The following is an 18,686-nucleotide window of genomic DNA, read 5'->3' on the forward strand; positions in this document are numbered from 1 at the left end:
GACCAGCATGAGCGCCGACCTCGAAAACCGCATCGAAGCCGCGTGGGAAGACCGCGCCAACGTAACGCCGCAATCGAGCGACGTGCGCGAGGCGGTGAATGCTGCGCTGGCGATGCTCGACAGCGGAACGGGCCGGGTCGCCGAGCCCGACGGCAAGGGGGGCTGGACGGTCAACCAGTGGCTCAAGAAAGCCGTGCTCCTCTCCTTCCGCCTCAACGACAACCGCGTCATGGATGGCGGCAGCGCTGGCCACCCTGCCTTCGACAAGGTGCCCAGCAAGTTCGCCGGATGGGACGGTGCGCGCTTCCGCGAAGCCGGCTTCCGCGTCGTGCCCGGCGCCGTGGCCCGTGAAGGGGCCTATATCGCCCCCGGCTGCGTGCTAATGCCGAGCTTCGTCAACATCGGCGCTTATGTCGGCAAGGGTACCATGGTCGACACCTGGGCCAGCATCGGCTCCTGCGCCCAGATCGGCGAGAATTGCCATATCTCGGCAGGTGCAGGCATCGGCGGCGTGCTCGAACCGATGCAGGCCAACCCGACCATCATCGGGGATAATTGCTTCATCGGCGCGCGTTCGGAAATCGTGGAAGGCGTGATCGTCGGCGAAGGCTGCGTCGTCTCGATGGGCGTCTTCATCACCCAGTCGACCAAGATCGTCTATCGCGACACGGGTGAAGTCATCCGCGGCTACCTGCCGCCCTTCTCCGTGGTTGTACCCGGCACACTGCCCGGCAAGGACGGCGGTCCCGGCCTCGCCTGCGCGGTGATCGTGAAGACGGTGGACGCGCAAACGCGCGAGAAGACCGGTATCAACGACCTCCTGCGCGATTAACGGTGCCCCTTCGGCGCAAGGGGAACATTCGCCAAGCCTGACCGTAGAACTGCCTGAAACCCGCGGGATCGCGATAACAGGGAGTATTGATACGTGCACAAGGAAGGCGACGAAATCCACGTCACCGATACGGAGGCCAGCGGCGGCTCGAAAGAGGGCGTCGTGCGCTGGGTCCTGCTCGGCGGGCTCGTGCTCGCGGTCATCCTGATGTCGGTCGTCTGGATCATTCCGGCGATGATGCAGGGCGATGTCGAGGAAGAGGCCACGGTCAGCGGCGAAATCCAGTCGATGGAAGAGGACGGCGACGGCACCGACAGCATCGTCGGCGTGCCCAGCGAAACCGACCTTGGCGACGACGCCGTCGCCACGCCCGAAGACCAGACCACCACCGAAGACGGCATCGAGGTCATCGAAAACTAAACGCAGAACTTTTGGAGAGGTCGCATGAGCAATTCGAACAGCTACCAATCGGACCAGTACGTCAAATGGAACTGGGGCAATGGCGAAGGCCATGGCCAGATCAAGGAGCGGTTCGAACGCGAAGTGACCCGCACCCTCCAGGGCAGCGAAGTCACCAAGGACGGTGACGAGGACAACCCTGCCTACCTCATCAAGCAGGAAGACGGGGACGAGGTCCTCAAGCGCGGCAGCGAACTTTCGGCCTGGGACAAGGACTGATGCCCAAGGCATCAAGCAAGGCGCAGCAGCAGGCTGCAGGCGCCGCCCTGTCCGCCAAGCGGGGTGAGACCAAGGTTGGCGACCTGCAGGGCGCGTCCAAGGACATGTACGACAGCATGAGCGAGAGCGAGCTTGAGGACATGGCCTCGACCGACCGCTCCGACCTGCCGGAAACCGCGGATAACGACTGATGGACGACGACAAAAAGGACGAGGTCTATTCCGACTTCTACGACTGCGTGAATTTGCAGCCAAAGGAACTGGAAGAATGGCTCGACACCGAGGAATCGAAGTCCGTCGGCGATAGCGACAGCGGGGAGAGCACCGGCCACAAGTCGGGCCGCCGCATCGTCGAGATCAAGAACACGAAGAAAGCCGATCTTACCGACAGCCAGTACGAGCATATGCAGAAAGTCGTCGGCTATGTGCATCGTCACACGGCGCAGAAACCGTCTGGCGACATCGAGGACAGCGACTGGCGCTACAGCCTCATGAACTGGGGCCACGACCCCTGTAAGTAATGCCGGACAAAGCCTCTTTCGATCACTTCCTCGCTGCGCAGGACCGAGGCGGCACCTATGACAACGCGCTTTCGGAAATTGCCGAGGGCAACAAGCGAAGCCACTGGATGTGGTTCGTCTTCCCGCAGCTTGCCGGGCTCGGCTCCAGCGCGCAGGCCCGCAAGTTCGCTTTGGCGGACCTCGGCGAAGCGCGCGCCTATTGCCGGCACGAGGAGCTTGGTCCTCGCCTCTTCGAAGCAACCGAAGCCATGCTCGAATGGGCCGGAACGATGAGCGCGGCGGATATCCTCGGCGATGTCGACGCGATGAAGTTCCGCAGCTCGATGACCCTTTTCGAACGCGCCTGCGACGATGAGGACGCTGCTGTCTTCGCCGATGCGCTCGAAGCCTTCTACGAGGGCGAGAGGTGCCCCCTGACGCTGGAGCGGTTATGAGCAACGAGCTTCCCGACAACGCGCAGGTCATCAGCGCGACTTTCAACGAACAACTGCTGATCGGTCTCGGCATGATCGCCGTCTGCGTCATCATCCACGGGCTGGGCCTGTTCACTATCAAACGTGTGATCACTCGCGAGAGCATGAAGCAGCGCGTCAGCTCGCTGCGTCCGCTGTCTTTCACCGGCTCGCTTTTCACCCTGCTCGCCGTCTTCGCCATCATCGTCGTGCATTTCGTCGAGATCTGGCTGTTCGCCTTTCTCTACGACTATCTCGGCGCGCTTCATTCCTTCAGCGAGGCGCTGTATTTCTCGACCATCAGCTACTCGACGGCTGGCTATTCCGACGCGCTGATCCATGAACAGTGGCGCATGGTCGCGGCGCTGGAAGGAGTTATGGGCGTGATCCTGCTGGGCTGGTCGACCGCCTTCTTCGTGCGCGTGCTGGGCCGGCTGGAAGGCGACGACGCCGAGGCGCGCTAGAGCTCTTTATCGAAGCCAGAAAGGGACCGAACGATGGCAGTAGTGGCACGGTGGAACGGCGAGGAAATCGCCCGCAGCGACGATACGGTCGTGGTCGAAGGCAACCACTATTTCCCCGCTTCCGATGTCGCGCGATCGGCGCTGGTGCCGAGCGAGCGCACCAGCGTTTGCCCGTGGAAGGGCACGGCGCAATACCACTCAGTGAACGCGGGCGGCGCGATCAACGCGGACGCGGCCTGGTACTATCCCGAACCCAAGCCCGAGGCCGCCGAAATCAAGGACCGCATTGCGTTCTGGAACGGCGTCGAAGTCACCGAAGAGTGACCACCGCCAGCGACCTCATCGACAGGCTCGGGCTGGCGCCCCATCCCGAAGGCGGCTGGTATCGCGAAACCTGGCGAGCGCCCACAGACGAGGGCGAGCGCGCCAGCGCGACGGCGATCCATTTCCTCCTCGAACAGGGCCGATCCTCGCACTGGCATCGCGTCGACGCGGCGGAAATCTGGTTGTGGCACGCGGGCGATCCGCTGATCCTGTCGGTCGCGGCAGGCTATGATGCGGCGCCCGAGGATATCCGCATGGGGCGCGAGGTTCTCGCCGGAGAGGCGGTCCAGCACGTCATCCCCGCCGGACACTGGCAAGCCGCCGCGCCCGCAGAGGGCGAGCATGGCTATGCGCTGGTGTCCTGCATTGTCTCGCCCGGTTTCGAATTTTCCGGCTTCGAGCTCGCCCCGCCCGGCTGGTCGCCCGGATGACCCCGGAGGAAAGCGCGGTCCTGCATCGGCTGGCGCAGCGCGCGCCCGGCGCCACCCTCTGTCCCAGCGAAGCGGCTCGCGGCCTCGCGGGCGACAGCGGCGACTGGCGCGCTCGAATGGACGATGTACACCGGGCCGTCGACGGTCTGTTGGAAGAAGGCCGCATCACGCTCAGCTGGAAAGGTTTGCCAATGGAGCGGCGTAACGGGCCCTACCGTATAGCGAAGGCGAGAGAATGATCCGCGCTGCTCTCCGCATCCTCCTCGCGCTGTTCTACGCCTATGCCGGCTACGCCCATATTGCGCGGCCGGAGCCGTTCCTCAGCATCATGCCCGAGGCCTTGCCCGCTCCCGAAGCCATCGTCTTCTGGACCGGCATTGCCGAACTGCTGGGCGCAACGGCGCTGCTCCAACAATTCTCGAAGGAATTGCGAAAAGCGGGCGCGATCGGTCTCGCGCTCTACGCGGTCTGCGTCTTTCCCGCCAACATCAACCACTTCGTCATGGACATGGCGCGCGCGGACGGCGGGTTCGGACTTGCCTATCACGTGCCGCGCATGATCGCGCAGCCGGTGCTGGTGTGGCTGGCCCTGTGGGTCGGCGGCGTCACGGACTGGCCGCGGCGCCGCCGCACCTGATCACTTACGACATGTGCTTGGAAACGGCACCGGTCATCTTGAACATCGAGATCTGTTCCTTGCCGATGACAGCGCCGAGCTTGTCGTCGGGGTTGATCATGCGCTTGTCCTTCGAATCCTGAAGGTCGTTCGCCTTGATGTGGTCCCACACCTTCGAGGTGACCTGGGCGCGAGTCATGGGACCCTTGCCGACCACGTTCTCGAGTTCCGGCGACAGGTTCACCGGCTTCTGCAGTGCGTTGTTCTTGCCAGCCATTTCAGGTTCCTTTCAGTTGGCTATGCTTATCATTAGTCTTCGATATCGAAGTCTTCCGCGTCCAGCTCCTCGATCTCATGCCCTTCGAAACGGGCGGTGAGAACGGCGGCAGACAGGACGTGTCCCTTGATGTTCTTGCGCAATTCTTCGTAGCCCGCGCCGGGCATCAGCGTCAGCGGCAGGTCGACCGCGTAGAGCTGAAATACATAGGTGTGCTGCACGCCCAGCGGCGGGTCGGGCAGCAGCCATTCCGAATTGCCGACCGCGTTCTTGCCGGTGCGCGGCGGCGTCTCGCCTTCGAACAGCGCGCCCTTTTGCGCCTTCAGACCCCAGACGAGCCAGTGGACCTTGCCGTCATCGGCGTCTTCCACGACCAGCACCAGTTCCTGCGTGCCGGGAGGCGGCGCGGTCCATTCGAGCGGCGGGGCGACGGCGTCGTCTTCGATCGCGGTGAAGCTGGGATCGAGCTCGCCGCCGTTGCGGAAGGCCGCGCTGGTCAGCGTGAAGCCCGATTTGCCGAGCAGCTTTTCCTCGGCCACTTCGCCGATGGTCAGCGATGCCGTGGCCTCGCCTCCGATTGCCTGCCGGACCCATTCGGGCGTGCCACTACTCAAATCACCTACTCCGAAAACCTGTTTACGGACGCCATTGCGCCTGTCGTAAGGGCAAGCCTAGGCACAGCGGCGGGGGGATGGCCATAAGCCGCAGATGCATTTGCACCGATTTCGGGGCATTTCATCGTGGTTTTCCACCGTCTTTCGCCCTGATTACCGCTCACTAGCCCATCAATTGACGCAGCGCTTGCTCAGTGACGGTTAATTGGCCATCCATGATTGTCATAAAGCAGCGCGAATTGGGGCGCGCTTTTTGGGAGATTCGGGATGAAATGGGGTCGCACCACTCTATCGGGAATTCTTGCGCTGTCGCTGGCCGCGTGTGGCGGGGACGATAGCAGCCCGCGCGGAGGGCTTGGCGGCGGAGGTGGCGGTGGAGGCGACACCGGCCTCTGTTCGCTTTCGGCGCGGCAGGATTGGGCGTTGGCGGTGCTGCAGGAATGGTATCTCTATCCCGACCTTCTGAACACTGGCGTTAACAAGGCCGACTACAACACGTTGCAGGGTTACATCGACGCGGTAACCGCGCCGGGCCAGGCGCTGTTCAATCCCGACGGCCTGTCGTCCAAGACGTTCACCTACATCACTTCCATTGAGGAGGAGAACGACCTCATCAACAACGGGTCGAACGCCGGCTTCGGCATTCGCCTGACCTATGACCAGGTGAACAACCGCGTTTTCGTGGCCGAGGTTTTCGAGAACGCTCCCGCCTTCCCGGCGGGCTTCGACCGTGGCACCGAGATCCTCCAGATCGAAGGCCAGTCGGTGTCCTCGCTGATGTCTTCGGGCGGTCCGGGCGCGGTGATCCAGGCTCTGGGGCCGAACGATCTCGGCGTGACTCGCAGCTTTGTCATCCGGAGTGCGGCAGGCGTGCAGCAGACCGTCAGCGTGACCAAAGCGGAATATGCGCTCGATCCGATCTCGGATCGCTACGGCGTGCGTATCCTGTCCGACGGGGCTGGCGGCCGAGTCGGTTATATCAACCTGCGCACCTTCATCGTGCAGGACGCCGCGCGCCAGCTGCGCGAAGCCTTCCAGCAGTTCCGCAGCCAAGGGATCACCAATGTCATCCTCGACCTGCGCTACAACGGCGGCGGGCTCGTCTCGGTGGCCGACCTCCTTGGCGACCTGATGGGCGAAGGGCTGGAAGGCCAGCTCTTCTCCGAAACCAACTATCGCCCGTCCAAGTCCGCGCGCGACAGCTTCGAGCTGTTCCAGGAAGAAGCGGCGCAGATCGCGCCCATGAAACTGGCGGTGATCGGGCGGGGGGGCACGGCCTCGGCCAGCGAGCTGGTGGCCAATTCGATGATCCCCTACCTTGGCGACAACATCGCGCTGGTGGGCACCGACACTTATGGCAAACCCGTCGGCCAGGACCCCTTCGACCGTCCCGAATGCGACGACCGCCTGCGCGCGGTGACCTTCAAGACGGTCAACGCCAACGGACAGGGCGATTATTTCGGCGGCCTTGCCAGCGTCATGCCCAACACCTGTTCGGCCGGGGACGACATCTTCAACCAGCTGGGCGATCCCAGCGAGCAGTCGGTTTCGGTCGCGCTCGACTTCCTTGCCGGTCGCACTTGCACGCCGATCACCGGCGCGGCCAAGGATGGACGCGTGCAGGCCGAAGGGATGCGGCGCGAGCTGCTCCAGCCGGCCACGCCGAGCGCGGCGCAGCATCGCAACCCGGGCCTGTTCTGAGGCGATAAGGATAGGAAGGGGCCGGAATGGCGAAACAATACACGCGTTTCGAGGAGTTCTGGCCCTTCTACCTGCGCGAGCATTCCAAGCCGCGCACGCGCGCGCTGCATTATTTCGGGACGACGCTGGTTGTCCTGCTCGCCATTGCGGCGCTGATGACCGGACGCTTCCTGCTGTTCGCCCTGATGCCGCTCGCGGGCTATTTCTTCGCCTGGATCGCGCATTTCGGGGTCGAGAAGAACCGGCCCGCAACTTTCACCTATCCCCTGTGGAGCCTTGGCGCGGACTTCAAGATGTGGTGGCTGTGGCTGACCGGCCGCCTTGGCCCGGAACTCGATAAGGCGGGCGTCGAAGCTTAAGCGAAGGCAATCGCCAGCGTCATCAGGCCGAGCCCCAGCGAAAGCGGCGCGCGCAAGGCCAGCCACCAGCGCGGCGCAAGGCTCGCCAGTCTCAGGTCCACCAGCAGCGCCAGCAGCAGGCCGGCGCCCATCATCACCAGCAGCGCCTCGAGCGCGAGCATCTCGATCGCCCAGCCGCCAAGCGCCGCCAGCGCGAGGAGGCTCGGCACCACCGCCGCGACCCATACCCAGCCAAGCCCGCCGCGCCGCTCGGCCGCCGGGGCCGTCGCTGCGATGCCCCACCAGGTTCCGCCGAGGAAGGTGAAGATCAGCGCGCTATAGATCCCCGCCAGCAGGGGCGCCGCGCTTGCAAGCTCGCCGGAGCGGCTGAAGGCAAGGCCAAGCAGCGCGATTTGCGGCAGGAGCCCGGCGAGCCCCAGCAGTCGCGGCCAGCGCGGCACTTTACGCATTGCCGCGCTCCATCACGGACGCTGCGGCCCGTCGAAGGGCTGGCGGTCGGTCCAGGCGCAGCCTTCGCGCTGCTCCTCGCCGATGCGCAGCGTGGCGGTGTAGGGATAGGTGCGGTCGCTCATCCCGTCCGAACATTCACCCGGCGTCACGGTGAGATCGAAATTGCGGTCGTCGACGAGGCCGGTCAGCGCCAGCCCGTTGTTTCCGGCAAAGCGCGTGACCTCGAAACGCGAGCCGTCCTGGTTTTCGGGCGTAGTGTAGAGCGCCTGGTCGCCCTTCACCTCGCCGCCCCAGAAGGGTTCGGTACCGGTGAGGTAGATGATCTCGGACGGTTCGATGGCGGAGAAGGCCTCGGTCGGCCCGCTGGCGGGCGCGCCCTCGCCCGATTGGCATCCGGCGAGCGCAAGGCCAAGCACGGCGCAGGACAGGATCGATCTCATGCCGCACTTCCCCCACGCACATTGGAGAGGAAGGCGGCGGTTTCGTCGAGCGCCTGGCGCCCTTCGGGGATCGGGAACAGCATCCAGTCGTGAAACATCTTCTCGTATTCGCGGTAAAGGGGTTTGGCGCCGAGCGCGGTCAGTTTTTCGACCAGCCGACGCGCATCGGGCAGCAGGATGTCATGCGTGCCCGCAAAAATCGCGATGGGCGGAAGGCCGTCGAGCTGCCCGAAAAGCGGGCTGAGGCGCGGATCGGTGAGCGGCAGGTCCCCGGCATAACGCGACCCGCAGGCCTTCAACCCCGCGATGGCAAGCATCCGGTCCTTGGGTTCGATCGGCGCCTGCCCCTCGTCGCTCGCTGTCGCATCGAGCCAGGGAGAATAGAGCACGAGCGCTGCCGGTTTTCCGGCCCCCTCGCCCGCCAGCCGCTGCGCCAGCGCGAGCGCCATGCCCGCGCCCGCGCTGTCCCCAAGGATAGCGATGTTCCCGGGTCCGTGCCGCTCGGCAAGTCGTGCGAACAGCGCCTCCACCCCCGCAACCGTCTCGGCCGCCTTGGCTTCGGGCGCCAGCGGATAGAGCGCCACGCTGGCGCTCGCCCCGGTCGCCGCGCACAGATGGCCGACCGCTTCCCAGTGGATCGCGGCGATATCCATGACGTAGCCGCCGCCGTGGAGATAGAGGAGGTGCAGCCCGCCCGCCTGCGCGCCGCCCTTCGGCGTCATATGGACCACGGGAAAACCGTCCAGCTCCTCTTCCACGATGTCGAATTCGCGGTGCCACTTGCCGCGCGGACGGGGCGATGGCTTCTGCCGCATCTTCGCGATGCGCGCGTCCATCCTGTCGGGCTCGGAAAAGAACCGCTTCACGCCGAGCAGCGGCAAGGCCAGCTCGACCAGGCGGGCACGCAGGCTTGGCATCGATGGAACTCCCTTGCAGACCGTCGGCAGGAGCCTAGCCATCGGGGCCTTCGCGGCAAGGACTATGTGAAGATGGTCAGCCCCGTCCGAAAAGGCGCGCCATGAGGCTCTTCTTCACCGGTTCTTCGGGTTCCGCCGATTCCGCGACGCGGCGGCGCAGGTCGACACCCGTCGGCGGCTCCTTCACCTCTTCCACCTCGCGGCGCGTGATCATCGAGGCGGGCAGCATCTCGGCCATCTGCGGGCCTTCGTTCTCGTCGCGCACCGCCGGGCGCTCGCCCTCGACCATGCCGTGCACCGCGACCACTTCGGGCTTCATATCGACCATGCCGGCGAGCACGGGCACATTGTGCGGCAGCGGCCTCTGCGCGCAGATCTTCTCCACCGCGCGGTGGAACAGCAGCGCGCGCCACCAGCAGGCGAGCACATATTCGACATAGCGCGCCGGGGCGTGCTCGGGCGCATCGTCGCGGAAGAAATGGCGTTCCTTGTGGTGGACCAGCGCGGTGTTGATGGCCGAGAGACCTTCGCACTCGAGGAAAACCTCGATGTCCTCGTCATAGCCGGCCCAGGCGGGACCATCTTCCGACAGCGTCTGTTCGACCAGCGTTTTGCTGTCCGCCTTGCTGAACGCGAAGGGTTCATCGCTGTAGAGGCCCAGCAGCATATAGGGGTGATGGACCTGCCCCTTTTCAAAGGCGCGGTCCGCCTCGTTGGCGATCGCGAGCGCGACGCCGGTGATCGGCTCGCCCTCGTGCAGCTCGATCGCCTCGATCAGCTCGCTCCAGCCGGTGATGGAGACGCGGTCCGGATCGTCGATCAGGCAGCGCGTTGCCAGTTCCGTGCCCAAGGCCTCCAGCTGCGAGACGAGATAGGCCTGCGCATCGCCCAGCTCCCCGCTGTGGAAATGCTCGTGCATCACCGCATTCCAGGCGTCCTCGCCTGCCTGCGTGGCGAACTGGGTTTGTAATTCGTGCATCGTCAGCGGTCCGTAAGCCCTGTTTCAACCTGCTCATGGCGTAAAAATCTCACCATCCCATTAACTCTTGCACACAAGCTTTGCCGCGCCCTTACCGCGTGTCGTTAAGGCGAAGTGAAGCGCGTGGCGTCCGCTTGCGGGAACACGAAGGCGCAATCGCACGTTGATCAGGCAAGACGCTTTATGCGGAGATACAGCCATGAAATTCACCCCCCAGGTGCTGGGCGCGGTGGCCGTGGTGGCAATTGCCGGAGCCGTTAGCGGCGCCACCATCGGAGACAGCCCCGTCCTAACGCGAGGACATAGCGACACCCTGCCCGAGGCCCAGCTTGTGACCGCCTCGAACGACGCACTGCGCACCTCGCAGCGCTCGCCCGACCACTATCCGCTCGAAACGCCCGAGGGCACGATCGAAGTGGGCGAACTCGCCCTGCACGGTCGCCTGCGCGACCGCGGCGGCGACATGTGGTGGGAGCGCCGCGAGGACGACGCTGTCCGGATGTCGGCGGAATACGATTTCTACGCCACCGCCAGCCCCGAACGCATCGAACACGAACGCCGCCTGCTCGCCTTCCAGGAAGGCGCGCGCGAAGTGGCCGAACCCGCCTATCGCGAAGAGCGCGTTGCCGACGCCGCACCCACGCGCATGACCCGCGCCGACGCGCCGATGGCGCTGGCCGAACCGGTGGAAGTTGCCGCGCAGGTGCAACCTCCGCATCCGGCCGCCAGCGAAACCAGCGTAGGCAATTCCAAGACGGTCGACGTCAGCGCCGCCCTCGCCCGCAGGGACTGATATCTGGACAAAGAGTCGACACCCGCCCCGCAGCCTTGCGTGGCGGGTGTTTTCTCGCGCCTAGTCTGCATTCACGTTGGATTGCAGAGCGCCCGGAAAACGGGCACTCCTCTGCCATGAGCGAGCCGGACGAATTCAGCGCCACTCTGGGCATCTCGCCCGATGCGGAGATCGGTGTTCACCACCGGGTGAAGCAGAGCTTCCGCGGCATCTCGACGCGCAAGAAGCTTCGCATTCTCACCGCAAGCGCGGTGAACCAGGATTTCCTCGACGAGATTTGCGAGCTTCCCGAGCTCGAATGGCTCGAGCTGACCTGGCCAGTCACTGCCGAGACGCTCGAGGGCCTCAAACGCCTGCCGAAGATCCATCGCCTGAAAATCGACTCCCCGCGCAACATCACCGACTTCACGCCGATCCTCGCCCTGCCACGCCTGACCCGGCTGGAGATCGAGAACGCCAAGCATCTCTTCGACCTTGGGTGGATGCGCCCCTTGAGGAACCGGCTAGAAATCCTCGGTCTCGATGGGTCGATCAACACGGTCCAGAAAATCGCCAGCCTCGACCCGCTCGATGGCTTTGCGATCCGCAAGCTGACGATGACCAGCGCGTCTGTGGCAGACAAGGACCTCTCGCCGCTGATCACCTGCCGCCAGTTGACCGATCTCGTCTGCGCCAAGGCGGTTTCCACCTTCGAAGGCTTCATGGCGCTCGCCGATGCCCGCCCGGACATGGCGTGCGACTGGTTCTCGCCCGAGCATTGGCCGGGCCGCAAGTTCAGGGGCGCGCCCGCCACAAGCTCGCGCAGGCACCCTTAGCGATTTCGCCCGTTACTCCTTCATCCCCAACACCTTGAAGGAGTCGCGTTCATGTCCGACCGTTCGGTTTCCCAGATTGCCGAGACGCTCAAATCCATCGATATCGCCATGCTGGTCACCAAGACCGGCAGCGAAGGCGCGATTGCCGCGCGGCCGATGTCGAACAACAAGGATGTGAGCGAGGAGGACGGCACCTCCTACCACTTCGCCACCGACGATGGCCGGATCGACGACGATCTGAAGAACTCCGACCAATGCGGCGCCACCTATACCAGCGGCGAGTTCTATTGCGCGGTACAGGGCACCGGCAAGCTGCACCGTGACCGCGCCCTGCTCGAGAAGCATTGGGTGAAGGACCTCGAGGCCTGGTTCGAGAACGGTCTCGACACCGAGGGCCTCATCCTGATCGAAGTCAGCCCCAAGCGGATCGAATGGTGGGAAGGCCGCGAGGAAGGGCAGCTGACGTTCTGACCCTCTCCTCACGAATGGGAACACAAAAAAGGCGGCCCTGTCGAGGGGCCGCCTCTTCTTTGTCGGCTAGGCGCGCTTACTGCGGCATGAGTACGGTATCGATGACGTGGATGACACCGTTTGACGCGGCGACATCGGTGGCCGTCACGGTCGAGGCGCCGCCGGCGGCATCGGTAAGGACGACATTGCCGTCCACGAGATTGGCCGTCAGCGTGCCGCCGCCCACAGTGTTGATCGTGTAGCCTGCGTCACCGGCATCGGTGATCGCCTGCGTCAGCGTGGCGGCGTCCACATTGCCTTCGACGACATGGTACTGGAGGATGTTACCCAGCGTTTCGGTGTCGTTGGTGGTCAGTTCGGTCAGCGTTGCTTCGGGGATCTTGCCGAAAGCGTCGTTGGTCGGCGCGAAGACGGTGAAGGGACCTTCGCCCGACAGCGTTTCGCCAAGGCCGGCTGCGGTCACTGCGCTGACCAGCGTCGAAAACTGGCTGTCGCCCTGTGCGACTTCGACGATCGTGCCGGTTTCGGCCGTATCGTTGGCCATCTGGTCGGCCATGGCGGTGTCGTCGGCCATCGGTTCTTCGGCTTCCCCGCCACAGGCGGTAAGAGCGAGCGATGCGGCCGAGGCGAGCGCAAGTGTCATCTTGTTCATAATGGGTCCCTTTTCTTTCGTAAAATCAGCATAATCGCAGCCGGCCCACCCGGCTGGTGCTTCAAGATACGAACGAAGGGGCGCCGCGGATGTTTCGAATTTCGGCAATAATGTGTCGACCCGCGCCGCTGACGCGACGAGCCGTGCTCCAGTTTTCACATCACCTTGTCGGGGCGCGCGTCGTGCTTGTGCCGCTCGCCCTTCCCGAAGTGGCGTTCCAGCCGCTGGGCGAGCGTGCCGGCGGCCTTGCTCGCAGCGTCATCGACCTTGGCGGCATGGGCGCTCACGCTCACCGGCTGGCCGCCCGTGGGCCGTGCCTCGATGGTGCAGCTCTTGTCGTCGCCCCCGCCCTTGGCGCCGTTCTCGTCGCGCACATGGATTTCGAGCCGCGTCAGCCGGTCCTCGAACCGCGCCAGCTTCTCGCGCACCCGCGTCTCGATCCGGGTCGCGACGTTCTCGGTGCCCATCACGCTGCTATCGGAATTGAACTGGACCTGCATGGCGAATGCTCCTCTTGTTGTTGTCTGTCCAATCAACGAGCGGGGCACGCCGGGGTTTCCCGTAGCCGACACGCTTTCCAACAGGATGGAGCGCATGGAGCACGGTCCAGGGCGAAAAAGTCCGAAAGGCCGCAAGGCCCCGGATTCGCGCGGGTTTGAAAGGGTTCGGACAGGCTCATGCGAGGGGCTTAGCCCGCACGCCGTCCTGTAGGAAAGGCTCAGGCCTCGGCGGCTGCCAGGGCCTCGCGCGCCTCGCGCTTTTCGCGTTCGGTCTTGATCCGCGCCTCGGCCACGCCGCGGGCGTGTTCGGCAAGGTCTGCCCAGGATTTCGCCGCGCGCAATTCGCGGTCCCGCACATTATCGAGCGTGGCGGCATCGGCCGCCTTGCGGGCCGCCTCGGCGCGGGCGCAATAGAATTCGTAAGACTGGCTCATCGGCAGGCTCCTTGGGACAGGGTAGAGGAGGTGCCGCGCGCCCCGGCGGGATGTCCCCGGCCGGGGCGCGCGAGCCTCTAAGACAAATGTCAGTCGGCAGCCGAGAGGTTCACGGCGCTTTCCTTGCCGTTGCGGCCCTGCTCGACGTCGTAGTTCAGGCGCTGTTCCTTATCGAGCGTCTGCATGCCGGCGGCCTGCACGGCGGTGATGTGGACGAAGCTGTCGGCCGAACCATCGTCGGGCTGGATGAAGCCATAGCCCTTGTCGGTGTTGAAGAATTTTACGGTGCCGGTCTTGGCCATGATGTGTTCCTTTCGAGAACGCTTGGAAGTGCCGCCTGCGCCACATGCGCGGGCGGTCGTGCAAAAGGTCGTCCGAAGAAAGGAAATCGTCGCCTGTTTACGCCGGGGCCCGAAAGGCGAGCGGCGGTCTTCAAATTTCGACATCCGTCGCAAATTTCGACGTCAGCGCAGGCGCGGTAGCACGGGGCGCGCGAAACGCCTAACGATTGCTCGCATGAGCGATCCCGTCACCATACTCGTCGACGCCGATGCCTGCCCGGTGAAGGAGGAGGTCTACCGCGTGGCACAGCGCCACAAGGCACACGTCCGCGTGGTCAGCAACAGCCCCTTCCGCGTGCCGGTGAGCGAGCGGGTGAAGCGCGTGGTGGTCTCGGACGGCTTCGACGCGGCGGATGACTGGATCGCGGAGAACGCGGGGCCGCGGGCAGTGGTGATCACCGCCGACATCCTGCTGGCCGAACGCTGCCTCAAGGAGGGCGCGACCGTGCTGCGCCACGACGGCAAGAGCTTCGACGCCGCCAGCATCGGCAGCGCCATCGCCACCCGGGCAATCATGGAAGACCTGCGCGCCGGGATGGACGGAGTGGGAGGCGGCCCGCCGCCGTTCAGCAAGGCGGACCGGTCGAACTTCCTGCAGGCGCTCGACCGGGAGCTGGTGCGGATGGGGCGGGAAAGTTAGCGCCGCGAATTTAAGAGGACTTTACCGACTAGATGTCGTCCGAGTAGGTTTCGCGCTGAAAAACTTGTGCTGCCTCTGGATCATTGAGGACGTCCATCAGCTCCTTAAGGCAAATAGCGTGAAATTCGCTGTTACCCGACGCCATCAGATGGGTAAGGCCATGGTACGGCCTGTGGTGGACGTTGTCGAAATCTAGATAGGAGAGCGGAGTGTATTCTCGCTCATACTCCTTGCCCATTTCCCAAAAAACACAAAGATTCACATCAGTCTCGTGCTTTTCGCCGCTTTCGAACTCACGGATCAGTCCATCCAAGCCATACTTGTATTCGAGAATCTTGGGAGGAGATACAAAGGGCTTTGTAAGTTGTTCCTCCAACACACCGAGTGGATTGCTTTCTTCTTCAAACTCATAGACTTCCAATGGTTCTTCGGCGACGTAGCGATATACACCGTCATATTGCGAAACCTGCGATGTCCCAAGCAATCGAATGCCGCGGATCACGCCCCCAGCGATGAGCTGATTGAAAAGTACAATAACATCCTGTTCAGAGCGGGGGGTCGATCCCAGCGAAACCTTTTTCGTCGGAATGAAGAACTTGTCGCTCGTTAAGGTAAGAGGGGAGTTTTCCTCATGCTGTTCTTGATCGCGTAGCCACTCATGAACTTTGACTTCTTTGTCTATGTTGGCCTGGGCACCGCTATCAGCTTTCAAAATATCTCTGCGCTCGCTCAATTGACGGACAATTGCCACCGAGATTTTTTCCGCCAATTCTTTAAGTTCGGGTTGCAGTCCCTTGCGGCCATAATCTGGTTCGGCACCATCGAAATGCACGATGATGTGTGCTTGGTTCTGATGGCCAATCGAGCGAGTGAGCGGTATCGTAATCAACTCACCCTGCGGCATCCCGTTCACTGCTTGCTGCAACCCGCCTCTAAGTATCCGAAGGCCCTTGCGCAGCTTAGCCTTTTTATCATTCAATTGATCCCAAACTTCAGTTGAATAAGCAAAATAGCCGTAAGCAGAAACTGAAAATTCGTCGATTAAACTAGCATCATCGTCGTTGATCGAGCGGAATTCTTTGATGTCATCCGCTTCGTAAATTTCGTATACGCCATTCGAGTTGCGAAATTTGCTAATCGCCTTCTGAAGGTCTTTCCCTTTATCTAAAGCCTTCTGCTGTATCTCTTTGATTTCCGAGATTCTGCGGCTAGCCTTTATTTCAGTGTGCGGATACTTGTATCCGATATCCCGATCTGAAATTGTCCGTGCCTCGCCTTCTCGATCAAGCACCGTCAAATCGAACTTGATCGGAAGTCGGTCTGATCCATCGATGTCAATGAGACCTAGAGGCGTCTTTACGAGCAGCAGGTAAAGCCATTGTTCGGGCGTGCTGGCTTGATACCATGACAGATTGCTCGGGCGTATTCCTTCGCCAGTGAATTCAATTTTGAAACTGGTCCCTTGATCGATCTCTTCAAAGAGATCGCTATTGTCTTTTGCTCCCTCAATCTTTGGCCGGGCAACCGTCCCTTCGGAATCGTTTATCCATTCGCGGCCCCTTCGGATCACACCTTGATATTCGAAATCCTCGTTCTTCGTCCGAATTGTTAGCTTGTTGAACCCATACGCAATGTAGGTGACGCCAACGCCTTTGTTTCCCCTGGTCTTTCCTGCATTCTTGAACGAAATGCTCGGAGCAAGAAATGACTTGAATTCGCTCGCTCGGAAGCCGCAACCATTATCTACGACCTCAACGGAGTTTTGCATCAAGTCGATAAAGATTCTGACCTTGGGTTCGAAGTCTTCGTCGTTTTCAGCCCGGCGCTCAATCGCATCAAGCGCGTTTTGGATCAGTTCTGAGAACGGATCATAATTGGAGACGTAGGATTTCAGGATATTCTTGATTTCGCGCTTCTTTGCGGCAGAAACGATCTCTTTATCCGTATCCTCCGCAGCCTCTAGAGGATCCCAACTTTCAATTGCCATATGCGCATAATCCATTCAGCGAAGCTTCGAGTGCCTTAGAAAAGGCGTACATTGTCCAAGTGCCCTACCCCTCCGGCAAATACAACTTCTCACCCTTCTCGCGATAGACCTCGCTCATCTCCTCCATGCCCTTCTGGGCTTCCTCGGCCTCTTCGGCTGAGGTCTCGCGCTTGATGTTTTCGCTCGCGAGATAGCTGTCCGAGTTCTGCTTGGCCGCGAAGTCGCGCACTTCCTGCGTGATCTTCATCGAGCAGAATTTGGGGCCGCACATGGAGCAGAAGTGGGCGGTCTTGGCGCCTTCTGCGGGGAGGGTCTGGTCGTGGTATTGCTCGGCCGTGTCGGGGTCGAGGCTGAGGTTGAACTGGTCGCGCCAGCGGAATTCGAAGCGAGCCTTGCTTAGCGCGTCGTCGCGGACCTTGGCGGCCGGGTGGCCCTTGGCGAGGTCGGCGGCATGGGCGGCGAGCTTGTAGGTCACCACGCCCACCTTCACATCGTCGCGGTCGGGCAGGCCGAGGTGTTCCTTGGGCGTGACGTAGCAGAGCATGGCGGTGCCGTACCAGCCGATCTGCGCCGCGCCGATGCCGCTGGTGATGTGGTCGTAACCCGGCGCGATATCGGTGACGAGGGGGCCAAGCGTGTAGAAGGGCGCTTCGCCGCAGGCTTCCAGCTGCTTGTCCATGTTCTCCTTGATCTTGTGCATCGGCACGTGGCCGGGGCCTTCGATCATCACCTGCACGTCCTGTTCCCAGGCGCGCTTGGTGAGCTCGCCCAGCGTGTAGAGCTCGGCGAACTGGGCTTCGTCATTCGCGTCGGCGATGCTGCCGGGGCGCAGGCCGTCGCCCAGCGAATAGGCGATGTCATAGGCCTTCATGATCTCGGTGATCTCGTCGAAGCGCTCGTAGAGGAAGCTCTCCTTGTGATGCGCGAGGCACCATTTCGCCATGATCGAGCCGCCGCGCGACACGATGCCGGTGACGCGCTTGGCGGTCATGGGGACATAGGGCAGGCGGACCCCTGCGTGAATGGTGAAATAGTCGACGCCCTGTTCGGCCTGTTCGATCAGCGTGTCGCGGAAGATTTCCCACGTCAGGTCCTCGGCAATGCCGCCGACCTTCTCCAGCGCCTGGTAGATCGGCACGGTACCGATGGGGACGGGCGAGTTGCGGATGATCCATTCGCGCGTGTCGTGGATGTTGCGGCCCGTGGAGAGGTCCATGACAGTGTCGGCGCCCCAGCGGATCGACCAGACCATCTTGTCGACCTCGCTCGCCACGTCGGAGGCCACGGCGGAGTTGCCGATGTTAGCGTTGATCTTGACGAGGAAGTTGCGCCCGATCGCCATGGGCTCGGTTTCGGGGTGGTTGATGTTGGAGGGGATGATCGCGCGGCCCCTCGCCACTTCGTCACGGACGAATTCGGGGGTGACGTAATCTGGGAGATCCGCGCCCCAGGGCTGGCCATCGTTGCGCGCGGTGAGGCGGGCCGCTTCCTCGCGCAGCATTTCGCGCCCCAAGTTTTCGCGCTCGGCGACATATTCCATCTCGGGAGTGATGATGCCGCGGCGGGCGTAGTGCATCTGGCTGACGTTCGCGCCGGGCTTCGCGCGCAGCACCTTCTTCGCGACATTGGGGAAGCCGGGGACGCCGCCCGAACGGTCGGGGCCGAGCTGGCCGTTATCCTCGGGCTTCACTTCGCGGGCATCGTATTCCTCGACATCGCCGCGGGCCATGATCCACTCGCGGCGCTTCTGTTCGAGACCCTTGCGGATGTCGATCTGGGCATCGGGATCGGTGTAGGGTCCGGAGGTGTCGTAGACGCGGACGCTGGGTTCGCCGTCCTCGAGATCGATCTCGCGCATGGCGACCTGGATGCCGCTGCCGCTCTTGGCACCAACATGAACCTTGCGGCTGCCGCGGATCGGACCGGTGGTGACGCCGATGTCGAATTTGCTGTTGATGTCGGCCATGCGTGCTCTCTCCATAAGGCGGAGGAAGAGCGG

The 18,686-nt window shown here is 62.8% G+C and carries 29 protein-coding genes; 17 read left to right on the top strand and 12 right to left on the bottom strand.

The window, feature by feature from the left end; genetic code table 11:
- Window positions 1-7: 7 nt before the first annotated feature.
- From dapD to K3148_RS03405, 11 genes are all read left to right on the top strand, one after another.
- On the top strand, window positions 8-832 hold the full coding sequence (gene dapD, locus K3148_RS03355; RefSeq protein ID WP_221425911.1) for a 2,3,4,5-tetrahydropyridine-2,6-dicarboxylate N-succinyltransferase: 825 nt from the start codon (window positions 8-10) through the stop codon (window positions 830-832).
- 93 nt (window positions 833-925) lie between these two features.
- A complete protein-coding gene (locus tag K3148_RS03360; protein ID WP_221425912.1) occupies window positions 926-1,252 on the top strand; it encodes a hypothetical protein in 327 nt (108 codons plus the stop codon).
- A 24-nt stretch (window positions 1,253-1,276) separates the two neighbouring features.
- On the top strand, window positions 1,277-1,510 hold the full coding sequence (locus K3148_RS03365) for a hypervirulence associated TUDOR domain-containing protein (protein WP_221425913.1): 234 nt from the start codon (window positions 1,277-1,279) through the stop codon (window positions 1,508-1,510).
- Entirely contained in the window at window positions 1,510-1,701 is a 192-nt protein-coding gene (locus K3148_RS03370) for a DUF3008 family protein (RefSeq protein ID WP_221425914.1), read from the top strand. Before K3148_RS03365 ends, K3148_RS03370 begins: the two co-directional genes overlap by 1 nt.
- The gene (locus tag K3148_RS03375) at window positions 1,701-2,030 is read left to right on the top strand and encodes a DUF3140 domain-containing protein (protein WP_221425915.1); all 330 of its coding nucleotides are present in this window, start codon (window positions 1,701-1,703) and stop codon (window positions 2,028-2,030) included. Before K3148_RS03370 ends, K3148_RS03375 begins: the two co-directional genes overlap by 1 nt.
- A complete protein-coding gene (locus K3148_RS03380) occupies window positions 2,030-2,464 on the top strand; it encodes a DUF1810 domain-containing protein (RefSeq protein WP_221425916.1) in 435 nt (144 codons plus the stop codon). Before K3148_RS03375 ends, K3148_RS03380 begins: the two co-directional genes overlap by 1 nt.
- Window positions 2,461-2,946, top strand: coding sequence for a potassium channel family protein (locus tag K3148_RS03385; protein ID WP_221425917.1), 486 nt, complete (start codon window positions 2,461-2,463; stop codon window positions 2,944-2,946). The genes K3148_RS03380 and K3148_RS03385 overlap by 4 nt, the downstream gene beginning before the upstream one ends.
- A gap of 33 nt (window positions 2,947-2,979) precedes the next feature.
- Window positions 2,980-3,270 (top strand): DUF427 domain-containing protein, encoded by a 291-nt coding sequence (locus K3148_RS03390; RefSeq protein ID WP_221425918.1) that lies wholly within the window; start codon window positions 2,980-2,982, stop codon window positions 3,268-3,270.
- Window positions 3,267-3,701 (top strand): cupin domain-containing protein, encoded by a 435-nt coding sequence (locus tag K3148_RS03395; protein ID WP_221425919.1) that lies wholly within the window; start codon window positions 3,267-3,269, stop codon window positions 3,699-3,701. The genes K3148_RS03390 and K3148_RS03395 overlap by 4 nt, the downstream gene beginning before the upstream one ends.
- Window positions 3,698-3,940: a DUF3253 domain-containing protein gene (locus K3148_RS03400; protein ID WP_221425920.1), complete on the top strand. Its 243-nt coding sequence runs from the start codon at window positions 3,698-3,700 to the stop codon at window positions 3,938-3,940. The genes K3148_RS03395 and K3148_RS03400 overlap by 4 nt, the downstream gene beginning before the upstream one ends.
- Window positions 3,937-4,338 carry a DoxX family protein gene (locus K3148_RS03405; RefSeq protein WP_221425921.1) on the top strand — a complete coding sequence of 134 codons (402 nt, stop codon included), beginning with the start codon at window positions 3,937-3,939 and terminating at the stop codon, window positions 4,336-4,338. The genes K3148_RS03400 and K3148_RS03405 overlap by 4 nt, the downstream gene beginning before the upstream one ends.
- 4 nt (window positions 4,339-4,342) lie before the next feature.
- Here K3148_RS03405 and K3148_RS03410 read toward each other — a convergent pair whose 3' ends face one another.
- Complete coding sequence (locus tag K3148_RS03410) at window positions 4,343-4,594, bottom strand: SWIB/MDM2 domain-containing protein (protein WP_067463687.1); 252 nt, start codon at window positions 4,592-4,594, stop codon at window positions 4,343-4,345.
- A gap of 32 nt (window positions 4,595-4,626) precedes the next feature.
- Window positions 4,627-5,208 (bottom strand): YbhB/YbcL family Raf kinase inhibitor-like protein, encoded by a 582-nt coding sequence (locus K3148_RS03415; RefSeq protein ID WP_221425922.1) that lies wholly within the window; start codon window positions 5,206-5,208, stop codon window positions 4,627-4,629.
- A 267-nt stretch (window positions 5,209-5,475) separates the two neighbouring features.
- On the opposite strand from K3148_RS03415, the gene K3148_RS03420 reads away from it, so the two are divergent.
- Window positions 5,476-6,909: a S41 family peptidase gene (locus K3148_RS03420; protein WP_221425923.1), complete on the top strand. Its 1,434-nt coding sequence runs from the start codon at window positions 5,476-5,478 to the stop codon at window positions 6,907-6,909.
- Between the two features lie 26 nt (window positions 6,910-6,935).
- Window positions 6,936-7,268: an Mpo1-like protein gene (locus K3148_RS03425; RefSeq protein ID WP_221425924.1), complete on the top strand. Its 333-nt coding sequence runs from the start codon at window positions 6,936-6,938 to the stop codon at window positions 7,266-7,268.
- Here K3148_RS03425 and K3148_RS03430 read toward each other — a convergent pair.
- The 4 genes from K3148_RS03430 to K3148_RS03445 all read right to left on the bottom strand — a co-directional run bounded on the left by K3148_RS03430 (window position 7,265) and on the right by K3148_RS03445 (window position 10,054).
- Window positions 7,265-7,717 carry a DUF3429 domain-containing protein gene (locus K3148_RS03430; protein WP_221425925.1) on the bottom strand — a complete coding sequence of 151 codons (453 nt, stop codon included), beginning with the start codon at window positions 7,715-7,717 and terminating at the stop codon, window positions 7,265-7,267. The genes K3148_RS03425 and K3148_RS03430 overlap by 4 nt on opposite strands.
- Before the next feature lie 12 nt (window positions 7,718-7,729).
- Window positions 7,730-8,158 (bottom strand): COG3650 family protein, encoded by a 429-nt coding sequence (locus K3148_RS03435; protein ID WP_221425926.1) that lies wholly within the window; start codon window positions 8,156-8,158, stop codon window positions 7,730-7,732.
- Entirely contained in the window at window positions 8,155-9,075 is a 921-nt protein-coding gene (locus K3148_RS03440) for an alpha/beta hydrolase fold domain-containing protein (RefSeq protein WP_221425927.1), read from the bottom strand. The genes K3148_RS03435 and K3148_RS03440 overlap by 4 nt, the downstream gene beginning before the upstream one ends.
- 76 nt (window positions 9,076-9,151) lie before the next feature.
- Window positions 9,152-10,054, bottom strand: a complete 903-nt coding sequence (locus K3148_RS03445) for a hypothetical protein (protein ID WP_221425928.1) — start codon at window positions 10,052-10,054, stop codon at window positions 9,152-9,154.
- Between the two features lie 199 nt (window positions 10,055-10,253).
- Between K3148_RS03445 and K3148_RS03450 the strand changes: the two genes are divergently transcribed.
- The 3 genes from K3148_RS03450 (at window position 10,254) to K3148_RS03460 (ending at window position 12,133) form a co-directional block, all read left to right on the top strand.
- Window positions 10,254-10,847 (top strand): hypothetical protein, encoded by a 594-nt coding sequence (locus K3148_RS03450; RefSeq protein ID WP_221425929.1) that lies wholly within the window; start codon window positions 10,254-10,256, stop codon window positions 10,845-10,847.
- Between the two features lie 116 nt (window positions 10,848-10,963).
- A complete protein-coding gene (locus K3148_RS03455) occupies window positions 10,964-11,662 on the top strand; it encodes a hypothetical protein (protein ID WP_221425930.1) in 699 nt (232 codons plus the stop codon).
- A gap of 51 nt (window positions 11,663-11,713) precedes the next feature.
- Window positions 11,714-12,133: a pyridoxamine 5'-phosphate oxidase family protein gene (locus tag K3148_RS03460; protein ID WP_221425931.1), complete on the top strand. Its 420-nt coding sequence runs from the start codon at window positions 11,714-11,716 to the stop codon at window positions 12,131-12,133.
- Window positions 12,134-12,209: 76 nt separating this feature from the next.
- Here K3148_RS03460 and K3148_RS03465 read toward each other — a convergent pair whose 3' ends face one another.
- The 4 genes from K3148_RS03465 to K3148_RS03480 all read right to left on the bottom strand — a co-directional run bounded on the left by K3148_RS03465 (window position 12,210) and on the right by K3148_RS03480 (window position 14,021).
- A complete protein-coding gene (locus tag K3148_RS03465) occupies window positions 12,210-12,785 on the bottom strand; it encodes a fasciclin domain-containing protein (RefSeq protein ID WP_221425932.1) in 576 nt (191 codons plus the stop codon).
- Window positions 12,786-12,940: 155 nt separating this feature from the next.
- The gene (locus K3148_RS03470; RefSeq protein ID WP_221425933.1) at window positions 12,941-13,285 is read right to left on the bottom strand and encodes an HPF/RaiA family ribosome-associated protein; all 345 of its coding nucleotides are present in this window, start codon (window positions 13,283-13,285) and stop codon (window positions 12,941-12,943) included.
- A 218-nt stretch (window positions 13,286-13,503) separates the two neighbouring features.
- The gene (locus tag K3148_RS03475) at window positions 13,504-13,719 is read right to left on the bottom strand and encodes a hypothetical protein (protein WP_221425934.1); all 216 of its coding nucleotides are present in this window, start codon (window positions 13,717-13,719) and stop codon (window positions 13,504-13,506) included.
- An 89-nt stretch (window positions 13,720-13,808) separates the two neighbouring features.
- Entirely contained in the window at window positions 13,809-14,021 is a 213-nt protein-coding gene (locus tag K3148_RS03480; protein WP_221425935.1) for a cold-shock protein, read from the bottom strand.
- A gap of 214 nt (window positions 14,022-14,235) precedes the next feature.
- On the opposite strand from K3148_RS03480, the gene K3148_RS03485 reads away from it, so the two are divergent.
- The gene (locus K3148_RS03485; protein WP_221425936.1) at window positions 14,236-14,700 is read left to right on the top strand and encodes a YaiI/YqxD family protein; all 465 of its coding nucleotides are present in this window, start codon (window positions 14,236-14,238) and stop codon (window positions 14,698-14,700) included.
- A 28-nt stretch (window positions 14,701-14,728) separates the two neighbouring features.
- Here the strand turns inward: K3148_RS03485 and K3148_RS03490 are convergent, their stop codons facing one another.
- The gene (locus K3148_RS03490) at window positions 14,729-16,702 is read right to left on the bottom strand and encodes a hypothetical protein (RefSeq protein WP_221425937.1); all 1,974 of its coding nucleotides are present in this window, start codon (window positions 16,700-16,702) and stop codon (window positions 14,729-14,731) included.
- A 49-nt stretch (window positions 16,703-16,751) separates the two neighbouring features.
- Window positions 16,752-18,653: a phosphomethylpyrimidine synthase ThiC gene (gene thiC / locus K3148_RS03495; protein ID WP_221425938.1), complete on the bottom strand. Its 1,902-nt coding sequence runs from the start codon at window positions 18,651-18,653 to the stop codon at window positions 16,752-16,754.
- Window positions 18,654-18,686 lie beyond the last annotated feature (33 nt).

It is taken from the genome of Qipengyuania aurantiaca (assembly GCF_019711375.1).
GTDB lineage: Bacteria > Pseudomonadota > Alphaproteobacteria > Sphingomonadales > Sphingomonadaceae > Qipengyuania > Qipengyuania aurantiaca.

What these genes read in the sequence shown, in the direction of transcription:
- K3148_RS03370 (WP_221425914.1), top strand. Translation starts at nt 1,510, where the DNA reads ATGCCCAAGGCATCAAGCAAGGCGCAGCAGCAGGCTGCAGGCGCCGCC.
- K3148_RS03405 (WP_221425921.1), top strand. Translation starts at nt 3,937, where the DNA reads ATGATCCGCGCTGCTCTCCGCATCCTCCTCGCGCTGTTCTACGCCTAT.
- K3148_RS03385 (WP_221425917.1), top strand. Translation starts at nt 2,461, where the DNA reads ATGAGCAACGAGCTTCCCGACAACGCGCAGGTCATCAGCGCGACTTTC.
- K3148_RS03420 (WP_221425923.1), top strand. Translation starts at nt 5,476, where the DNA reads ATGAAATGGGGTCGCACCACTCTATCGGGAATTCTTGCGCTGTCGCTG.
- K3148_RS03475 (WP_221425934.1), bottom strand. Translation starts at nt 13,719, where the DNA reads ATGAGCCAGTCTTACGAATTCTATTGCGCCCGCGCCGAGGCGGCCCGC.
- thiC (WP_221425938.1), bottom strand. Translation starts at nt 18,653, where the DNA reads ATGGCCGACATCAACAGCAAATTCGACATCGGCGTCACCACCGGTCCG.
- K3148_RS03490 (WP_221425937.1), bottom strand. Translation starts at nt 16,702, where the DNA reads ATGGATTATGCGCATATGGCAATTGAAAGTTGGGATCCTCTAGAGGCT.
- K3148_RS03425 (WP_221425924.1), top strand. Translation starts at nt 6,936, where the DNA reads ATGGCGAAACAATACACGCGTTTCGAGGAGTTCTGGCCCTTCTACCTG.
- K3148_RS03470 (WP_221425933.1), bottom strand. Translation starts at nt 13,285, where the DNA reads ATGCAGGTCCAGTTCAATTCCGATAGCAGCGTGATGGGCACCGAGAAC.
- K3148_RS03410 (WP_067463687.1), bottom strand. Translation starts at nt 4,594, where the DNA reads ATGGCTGGCAAGAACAACGCACTGCAGAAGCCGGTGAACCTGTCGCCG.
- K3148_RS03390 (WP_221425918.1), top strand. Translation starts at nt 2,980, where the DNA reads ATGGCAGTAGTGGCACGGTGGAACGGCGAGGAAATCGCCCGCAGCGAC.
- K3148_RS03400 (WP_221425920.1), top strand. Translation starts at nt 3,698, where the DNA reads ATGACCCCGGAGGAAAGCGCGGTCCTGCATCGGCTGGCGCAGCGCGCG.
- dapD (WP_221425911.1), top strand. Translation starts at nt 8, where the DNA reads ATGAGCGCCGACCTCGAAAACCGCATCGAAGCCGCGTGGGAAGACCGC.
- K3148_RS03450 (WP_221425929.1), top strand. Translation starts at nt 10,254, where the DNA reads ATGAAATTCACCCCCCAGGTGCTGGGCGCGGTGGCCGTGGTGGCAATT.
- K3148_RS03445 (WP_221425928.1), bottom strand. Translation starts at nt 10,054, where the DNA reads ATGCACGAATTACAAACCCAGTTCGCCACGCAGGCAGGCGAGGACGCC.
- K3148_RS03430 (WP_221425925.1), bottom strand. Translation starts at nt 7,717, where the DNA reads ATGCGTAAAGTGCCGCGCTGGCCGCGACTGCTGGGGCTCGCCGGGCTC.
- K3148_RS03365 (WP_221425913.1), top strand. Translation starts at nt 1,277, where the DNA reads ATGAGCAATTCGAACAGCTACCAATCGGACCAGTACGTCAAATGGAAC.
- K3148_RS03435 (WP_221425926.1), bottom strand. Translation starts at nt 8,158, where the DNA reads ATGAGATCGATCCTGTCCTGCGCCGTGCTTGGCCTTGCGCTCGCCGGA.
- K3148_RS03375 (WP_221425915.1), top strand. Translation starts at nt 1,701, where the DNA reads ATGGACGACGACAAAAAGGACGAGGTCTATTCCGACTTCTACGACTGC.
- K3148_RS03455 (WP_221425930.1), top strand. Translation starts at nt 10,964, where the DNA reads ATGAGCGAGCCGGACGAATTCAGCGCCACTCTGGGCATCTCGCCCGAT.
- K3148_RS03440 (WP_221425927.1), bottom strand. Translation starts at nt 9,075, where the DNA reads ATGCCAAGCCTGCGTGCCCGCCTGGTCGAGCTGGCCTTGCCGCTGCTC.
- K3148_RS03485 (WP_221425936.1), top strand. Translation starts at nt 14,236, where the DNA reads ATGAGCGATCCCGTCACCATACTCGTCGACGCCGATGCCTGCCCGGTG.
- K3148_RS03460 (WP_221425931.1), top strand. Translation starts at nt 11,714, where the DNA reads ATGTCCGACCGTTCGGTTTCCCAGATTGCCGAGACGCTCAAATCCATC.
- K3148_RS03465 (WP_221425932.1), bottom strand. Translation starts at nt 12,785, where the DNA reads ATGAACAAGATGACACTTGCGCTCGCCTCGGCCGCATCGCTCGCTCTT.
- K3148_RS03380 (WP_221425916.1), top strand. Translation starts at nt 2,030, where the DNA reads ATGCCGGACAAAGCCTCTTTCGATCACTTCCTCGCTGCGCAGGACCGA.
- K3148_RS03480 (WP_221425935.1), bottom strand. Translation starts at nt 14,021, where the DNA reads ATGGCCAAGACCGGCACCGTAAAATTCTTCAACACCGACAAGGGCTAT.